Origin of the sequence: Pedobacter sp. HMWF019, assembly GCF_003061025.1 — a bacterium.
Classification (GTDB): domain Bacteria; phylum Bacteroidota; class Bacteroidia; order Sphingobacteriales; family Sphingobacteriaceae; genus Pedobacter.
Genome location: NZ_QAIL01000107.1, coordinates 1 through 7,637, shown reverse-complemented (window position 1 = coordinate 7,637; position 7,637 = coordinate 1). Strand labels below are relative to the sequence as shown.

General features: G+C 40.1%; 9 protein-coding genes. 6 read left to right on the top strand and 3 right to left on the bottom strand.

What is annotated here, in order from left to right; translation table 11 throughout:
• Positions 1 to 158 precede the first annotated feature (158 nt).
• Positions 159 to 503 carry a helix-turn-helix domain-containing protein gene (locus tag DBR11_RS06740; protein WP_108550872.1) on the top strand — a complete coding sequence of 115 codons (345 nt, stop codon included), beginning with the start codon at positions 159 to 161 and terminating at the stop codon, positions 501 to 503.
• A complete protein-coding gene (locus DBR11_RS06735) occupies positions 490 to 825 on the top strand; it encodes a helix-turn-helix domain-containing protein (protein ID WP_158275227.1) in 336 nt (111 codons plus the stop codon). The genes DBR11_RS06740 and DBR11_RS06735 overlap by 14 nt, the downstream gene beginning before the upstream one ends.
• Before the next feature lie 7 nt (positions 826 to 832).
• On the opposite strand, the gene DBR11_RS06730 is transcribed toward DBR11_RS06735, so the two are convergent.
• The 3 genes from DBR11_RS06730 to DBR11_RS06720 all read right to left on the bottom strand — a co-directional run bounded on the left by DBR11_RS06730 (position 833) and on the right by DBR11_RS06720 (position 3,679).
• Positions 833 to 1,306 (bottom strand): GtrA family protein, encoded by a 474-nt coding sequence (locus tag DBR11_RS06730; protein ID WP_108550868.1) that lies wholly within the window; start codon positions 1,304 to 1,306, stop codon positions 833 to 835.
• Positions 1,307 to 1,325: 19 nt separating this feature from the next.
• Complete coding sequence (locus DBR11_RS06725) at positions 1,326 to 2,027, bottom strand: CAP domain-containing protein (RefSeq protein ID WP_108550866.1); 702 nt, start codon at positions 2,025 to 2,027, stop codon at positions 1,326 to 1,328.
• 170 nt (positions 2,028 to 2,197) lie between these two features.
• Positions 2,198 to 3,679, bottom strand: coding sequence for a glycine--tRNA ligase (locus tag DBR11_RS06720; protein ID WP_108550864.1), 1,482 nt, complete (start codon positions 3,677 to 3,679; stop codon positions 2,198 to 2,200).
• Between the two features lie 285 nt (positions 3,680 to 3,964).
• Here DBR11_RS06720 and DBR11_RS06715 point away from each other — a divergent pair, with 285 nt between their 5' ends.
• The 4 genes from DBR11_RS06715 to gldG all read left to right on the top strand — a co-directional run.
• A complete protein-coding gene (locus DBR11_RS06715) occupies positions 3,965 to 4,672 on the top strand; it encodes an ATP-binding cassette domain-containing protein (protein WP_108550862.1) in 708 nt (235 codons plus the stop codon).
• A gap of 92 nt (positions 4,673 to 4,764) precedes the next feature.
• On the top strand, positions 4,765 to 5,295 hold the full coding sequence (locus DBR11_RS06710; protein WP_108550860.1) for a hypothetical protein: 531 nt from the start codon (positions 4,765 to 4,767) through the stop codon (positions 5,293 to 5,295).
• Positions 5,296 to 5,390: 95 nt separating this feature from the next.
• A complete protein-coding gene (gldF, locus tag DBR11_RS06705; RefSeq protein ID WP_108550858.1) occupies positions 5,391 to 6,119 on the top strand; it encodes a gliding motility-associated ABC transporter permease subunit GldF in 729 nt (242 codons plus the stop codon).
• Positions 6,113 to 7,637, top strand: a 1,525-nt coding sequence (gene gldG, locus DBR11_RS06700; protein ID WP_108550856.1) for a gliding motility-associated ABC transporter substrate-binding protein GldG, incomplete at its 3' end; no start/stop codon positions are given. The genes gldF and gldG, both read left to right, overlap by 7 nt.

The window sequence follows — 7,637 nt, the reverse complement described above, 5'->3', positions numbered from 1 at the left end:
TAATGTTGTTGCCTGGTTTGGACTGGGAATATATATGGTTTAGTTCTAAAAGGGAATTGGAAAAATTTTAAATTATTTATTTTGTTGATGGTGATTAAAATATTTTTTGAATCTACATTGGTGGGTTATTAACTAAAACTTTACTGATTAAGAAATGTATGATGGAAACTATTTTGAAAAAAATTTCAGCCCTGAGAATTAGAAAGGGAATGCCGCAAAAGAACGTTGCGGAAGTTTTGCATGTTACCGCTTCTACCTATTATAAAATGGAGATGGGGGTAATCAAAATTACGTTGTCGAAATTGCTGTTGATTGCGCAGGCACTTGGAGTTGATTGTGCTGCATTGCTGGATCAGGAAGATCCTGAGCAGAACCCTCTTGAGGCTGAACTGGAGGAAGATGAACGTTTGTTGAGCCAGTATCGCAGCAGGATTATTGAAGAACAGGGAAAATTAATCCGTTTGTTAGAGAAAAATATGGAGTATGCAAATGAAACAAAATAGAGAGAACATGGTCTCCGAAAATGTAATAAAGTTATTAAGCGGAACCAGTCCCAAAGAAAGAAAAAACATCGCGCTTGCACTTGGGATCGCAGTTAGAACCTATCAGAAGATTGAAAATGGTCAAAAGGAGATCAACTTAAGCCAATTGTGTAAGATTGCAGAAATATTTAAAGTAAGGAGAGGAGCCTTGGTTACTCCAGATCATTTGCGGCCCCATTTATCCAGTCCTGAAAAACTATTGATGTTACAAAAAATGAAAGATGCAGAAGATGCTTTATGCGCTTTGAAGGAAAGAATAGAAAGCTTCAGGGAGGAGTCATAAATAAGGATTATTTTCTGACTTTAAAGGAGAAGTGTTTTTGGGCGAAATAACTAAAAATAGCCAGAATAATGGTTGTAACGGCCTTAGCTATGGTTGGATAAAAGCCAAAAGCCTCAACCAGGACTTTTATGAAACCGTAGTTAAGGCCAATATTTATGGCCACCACAAAACCGTAACGAAACAACTGTATCCGGCCTTTTAAATTGGAATGTGTAAAAACCAGGTATTTGTTTAGTGCAAAGCCAATCAGGAAAGTAATGAAAGATTCAATGGCCAATGCAGCGATAGGCGCAGTGACCAGCAGGCCGTCCATCTGCACATCTTTTTGATGGAGGATGAGGTTGTAGACAATAAAATATACAATAATTCCAGACGCAGCGGTTGTTCCTCCCGAGGCCATGTACCTGAAAGTATGCAGGGATATCCAGCGGGAAAAGGGTGGATAAAAGAAATCTATGATCTTTAATAGTGCCTTGCGCATGCTTTAAATTTGGGCGAAGTTAAATTTTAAGATTTGGAATACCAACAAAATCTATAACAGCAGCGTATTTATAGCTGGGGTGTTGACGGATGCTGATCCCAACAATATTTAGCCCATAGGTACTGTTCAGGATATTCTTGCGGTGGCCCAGATCGGGAACACCCTTGTCAATAAGCAGTACACATACATTTGCCAGACCGTTGGAAAAACCAAATGCCAGATTTTCAGCCATAGACCGATTGGGATAATATTTTGTAATCCTGTCCTTCATAGTGCGACCATCATAGGAATTATGACCTGCAAGATTGTGACTGTTCATATCTTTTGCGTGCTGAAGAGAAACATAGGTTAATGTTTCGTCGGGATAAAACAGCCCAAGATTTTTAACTTTTTTCAGATCAGCTTCCAGACTTTTGTAGTACCGGTCATTTTTTGCGATTTTAAGCTCGTTATAATTGCTGTACTGCTGCATCCTTTGGTTATAATCAGCTATAAAATCCTGTAAATAGGTATTGAAAAATCGCGTGCCGTCCATACGTGCCAGATTCATATAGAAAATGATGTTTTTTTCCTCCTGAGACAGATAAGGCGTATTCTTTGCTGTGTTTGCCATTTCCAATTCTTCTTTTGACCAGGAATTATCCGGAGAATGAACAGGCTTGTTTCCCGCAAAAGCAATTAGGGGAAAAATCAGAAAAAAGGCTATAATGGTAGATTTCATGGTATGATAAACGTCCTGATTTTCATTTTATGTATACAGGTTACATTTTGGCATGGTTCTGGTTTATATTCATCTGAATAAGTAGCCTGGCATTCTGCTGGCGGATACCGCAGATTTAGGTGGATAATAATAAGAAAGGGCCTGTAGAAAATACAAGCCCTTTTTAGTTTTTATCTCAGCAGGTTTTTCCAGCTAACTTTGCTCTCAATGATCGACTGAAGATCTTTGATTTCAATCCGCTGTTGCTCCATGGTATCTCGGTGACGGATGGTAACCGTATTATCTTCCAGCGTTTGATGATCAATAGTTAAGCAAAAAGGCGTTCCTATTGCATCCTGTCTGCGGTAGCGCTTTCCAATTGCATCTTTTTCTTCGTAAGCACAGTTGAAATCGTATTTTAAACTGTTCATTACTTCTTTGGCTTTTTCCGGTAAACCATCTTTTTTAGTCAATGGGAAAATCGCAACTTTAACCGGGGCTAAAGCAGGGTGCAAACGTAAAAGCGTCCTGCTGTCCTGTTTATCTCCTTCGCTTAAATCCTCTACTTCAAAAGCATTGATCATGGTTAATAAGAACATACGATCTAAACCAATAGAAGTTTCAATAACATAAGGTACATAGTTTCCATAAGGTTTGCCTTCTTCGTTCAGGTCGTTGTCAAAGTACTGCATTTTTTTACCCGAAAATTCCTGGTGCTGCGTCAGGTCAAAGTCCGTACGGCTGTGTATACCTTCCACTTCTTTAAAGCCAAAAGGGAATTCAAATTCAATATCTGTAGCTGCATTCGCATAATGCGCCAGTTTAACGTGATCGTGGTAACGGTACTTTGCAGGATCAGTGCCCAAAGCAGTATGCCATTTTAAACGAGCCTCTTTCCAGTAAGCAAACCACTTCTGGTCTTCTCCCGGGCGAACAAAGAATTGCATTTCCATTTGTTCAAATTCGCGCATCCTCATAATGAACTGACGGGCAATAACTTCATTTCTAAACGCTTTTCCGATTTGAGCAATTCCAAAAGGAATTTTCATTCTTCCGGATTTTTGAACGTTTAAAAAGTTTACAAAAATTCCCTGGGCGGTTTCCGGGCGAAGATAAACCTCTTCAGAACCTTCGGCCATCGCTCCAAACTGTGTACTGAACATCAGATTGAACTGGCGTACTTCAGTCCAGTTCTTTGTACCACTAACAGGACAAACAATATCGTGTTCTTCGATGATTGTTTTTAAACGGGGCAGGTCTTCTGCTTTCAATGCATCGTCCATTGCCGCTTGCAGTTTTGCAGCTTTATCTGTTTTTCCGTCTTTTTCATAACGGGCAATTTTATCTTCAATTAACTGGTCTGCACGATAACGTTTCTTTGAATCTTTGTTATCGATCATTGGATCGTTAAAACCATCTACGTGTCCGCTGGCTTTCCATACTTTAGGGTGCATGAAAATCGCAGAATCAATTCCCACGATGTTTTCGTGCATCTGTACCATGGCCTTCCACCAGTACGTTTTAATATTGTTTTTTAATTCAGCACCAAGCTGTCCGTAATCATATACAGCACTCAGTCCATCATAAATTTCACTGCTTTGAAATACAAAACCATATTCCTTGGCATGAGATATTACATTTTTAAATTGTTCGTCGTTATTGTTTTTGGCCATAATACTGCAAATATATAAAGTTGGGCATAAAAAATATTGTTATTTTTGACGGGAGGAGATTATTCTGATGCATTTCGTTTAGAGGGTATATCGTAATATGGCCGCCCTCCTGAACTTATTTCAGGACCCCGCACTTGCTATTCAAGCTTTGCTTAAATGAGATCCCGAAATAAACTGCGTAGCATTCCTGAAGACAAGAATCAATAGAAGCTAATGTAAAATTCAGGAGGACGATGAGCAGAAGCCTGGTGGTAAAATTACTTTTGAAATAAAAAAGATCAAAAATTGAGTATAGAAGTAGAATCTTTATCTAAGCATTACGGATCGCAAATAGCGGTAAATGCGATCAGTTTTAAAGCCGTACCAGGTAGGGTTATGGGATTCTTAGGTCCAAATGGTGCAGGTAAATCCACCACAATGAAAATGCTCACAGGGTATCTGCAACCGAGTTCCGGAAAAGTGCATGTCGGTGGATTTGATGTACTGACCCAAGGTCTGGAGGTAAAGCGCATCATGGGATATTTGCCTGAAAATACACCTCTATACAGTGATATGTATGTAAAAGAGTTTTTAAATTTTGCAGGGCAAACCTATCAGCTTATGCATTTAAGCAGGAGCGTTGCAGAGGTGATTGATAGGGTTGGTTTAGGGCCGGAACAGCACAAAAAAATAGGCCAGTTATCTAAAGGTTATCGTCAGCGGGTTGGCCTTGCTCAGGCTATTATTCATGATCCAAGGGTGCTGATTCTGGATGAACCCACCTCCGGACTGGATCCAAATCAATTGGCAGGCATCCGTAAACTGATCAAGGAATTGGGACAGGATAAAACAGTGATCCTTTCCACCCACATTATGCAGGAAGCAGAAGCGGTTTGTGATGATGTGGTGATCATTAACCAGGGTAATATCGCAGCAAATTCCTCTCTGGCCGATTTGAAGAAGGATCAGGATTCGGAAGTGCTGGAGGATATTTTTAGAAAGTTGACCGCATAAAGTTTTGTTTAAATATCCATAAAGCTGAATTGGCAAAATATTTGCTAACGGTGCAGGTAGAGAAATGTTTCTCTTTAAATTAAACGAACTTTATGAAAAAATTATTTTTACTAACAGCAATCGCAGGTGTTTTAGCTTTTTCCAGTGCTTCCGCACAGAATAGAAAAGATCCTGCAATGGGTGGAGCTAAATTAAGCGTTGGTGCAGAATTTGGATTACCTACTGGTAACTTTGGAGACCTCTATAAATTGGGCTTCGGTGGTTCATTAGTCTATATTGCGCCGATTGCGGAAAACTTGAAAGTTACAGGTAGCGCTGGATATATTAGTTATTCAGGCAAAGATTTTGGAGGTGTTAAATGGCCTAGTTCTTCTTTCATTCCGGTTAAAGCTGGTTTAAGATACTATTTCATTGAAAACTTCTATGGAGCTGCCGAATTAGGTGCCGCATTTGCAGGTAAAAATGCAAGTGGAACTGCATTTGCATATTCTCCAGGCATTGGTATTGAATTTCCGATAGCAGATAAATCAACTATTGATTTAGGCGCCCGTTATGAAGGATGGTCTAATGACGGAACCTTATCTTTCTTTGGAATCAGAGCCGCGATTAACTTCGGATTGTAGATTTTAAAATACATCAAAGAGAAGGCTTTCCATATTTTGGGAAGCCTTCTTCATTTAGACGATATTTTTCTAACTTCGGCGTCATATATAAATGCATGTACGCAGTTTTTAAAAGAGAATTATTTGCCTTGCTCAACTCCCTGATGGCCTATATTACCATCGGTGTCTTCTTACTGGCCGCGGGATTATTGCTGTGGGTTTTTCCAGACACCTCGGTACTGGACTATGGCTATGCAGAACTCAATGGCTTTTTTAGTCTGATCCCATTTCTCTTTATTTTTCTGATTCCGGCTATGACGATGCGTTCTTTTGCTGAAGAACGGAGAGAAGGGACATATGTATTACTGGCTATACGGCCCATTACTGAATGGCAGATTATCCTGGCTAAATATTTTGCCTGCCTGGCTCTGGTGTTATTTGCACTGATGCCTACCCTGATCTATTATTTTTCTGTATATCACTTGGGACTGCCTGCCGGAAATATTGATACCGGAGCGGTTATCGGTTCTTATATTGGCTTGCTACTGCTGGGAAGTTCATTTACTTCAGTAGGTATTTTTGTATCTTCACTGAGTAAAAACCAGGTCATCGCTTTTGCCGTAGCTGCCTTTATATGTTTTATTTCCTATACTGGTATTGATGCGTTAGGGAAGATTCTCTCGCTACAATCGTTTGAGGGGCTGCTTAATAGCATGAGTGTAAACGCACACTACCAATCCTTGGGCAGGGGAGTACTTGATACACGAGATGTACTCTATTTTCTTACGTTTGATGTGCTTTTTCTAAGCTTAACTCATTTTGTGATTGGAGGCAGGAAATGGTAAGGTCAAGAGGTATCCGGTTATTTGCTGTTATTTCGGTACTGATCGTTCTGAATATAGTCGGTCAATATTTATACACGCGTTTTGATTTTACCAAAGAACACCGGTTCACGTTAAGTCCTAAAACCATAGAAGTTTTAAATAAGCCAGTCAAAGAGATTAAGGTTACTGTTTTCCTGGATGGCGATTTGCCTTCTGCATTTAAACGACTAAAAAATGCTGTTCAGGATCTGTTGGCAGATTATAAAGCCAATTCCAAAACAAACTTTAAAATTGTTTTTGCAGATCCGATATCAGGTTTGCCACAAAATGAACAAGACACTGTAATTAGCCATTTGTATAGTATTGGTGTAGAGCCTACAAGTCTTAACATCAAAACGGATAATGGGTTTACGCAAAAGACGATTTTCCCTATGGCGGTTGTCCAATGTGATAACCGGCAAATTCCGGTAAAGTTATTGCAGAATCAGGCTGCCGCGGGTGGTTATGAGGAAAACATCAATAATTCCATTCAAAACCTGGAGTATGCTTTCACTTCAGCCATTAAGAAAGTTGTTACCGGAGAGAATCCCAGGATTGGTTTTACGGAATCAAATGGAGAACCATCAGATGCCTATTTGGATGATGCCATAAAAAGCCTCTCTGAAAGTTATGAAACAGGAAGAGTCAATTTAAAACTCATTGATCAGGCGGGCCTGGATAAACTGAAAGTCCTTTTTATCGTTAAACCCCGCGAAGAATTCTCAGAGGCTGAAAAATACAAGATCAATTACTTTGTGATGAAAGGAGGTAGGGTGGTCTGGAGCATAGACCAGGTAAGTGCTGATCTGGATAGTTTGAAGGGGAAAGGCGAACAACTGGCTTTTAACAATAAGCTAGGTCTGGACGACCAGCTTTTTACTTATGGTGCAAGGATCAATTATAATCTGGTGGCAGATGCCAATTGTGTTGAGATTCCCCTGGCCATGGGCACCACACAACAAATACAACTGGCCCCCTGGGTATATTATCCTTTGATGCTCCCGGATTCTGCCAGTGACCTGGTTAAAAATATAGACGCTATAAGGAGCGAATTTTCCAGTACTGTAGATACCATTGGGGTTAAAGGCATTAAAAAGCAAGTCATTCTCAGAAGTTCCGCATTCAATAAAATACACAACACGCCTATGCTGCTGGCATTGCAGACGGTGGCCGAGCGCCCTGATCCGAGAGATTATGCAAGTACAGCTAAAACCCTTGGGGTGTTACTAGAAGGGCGGTTCCCCTCTCTTTTCCTAAACCGGGGGGTACCCGAAGGCATATCTGTTCCTTTTGAAACCTCTGGCCTGAGTCAAACCACTAAAATGGTGGTGATTGGAGATGGAGATGTTTTTAAGAACCAGGTCAGTGCAAAAGACGGCTCGGCCTTCCCGCTTGGATTTGACCGGTACACGCAACAGAATTTCGGAAACAAATCATTATTATTAAATATTGCAGATTACCTGGTTAATGATGATAATTTAATTGAGTTGAGAAATAAAG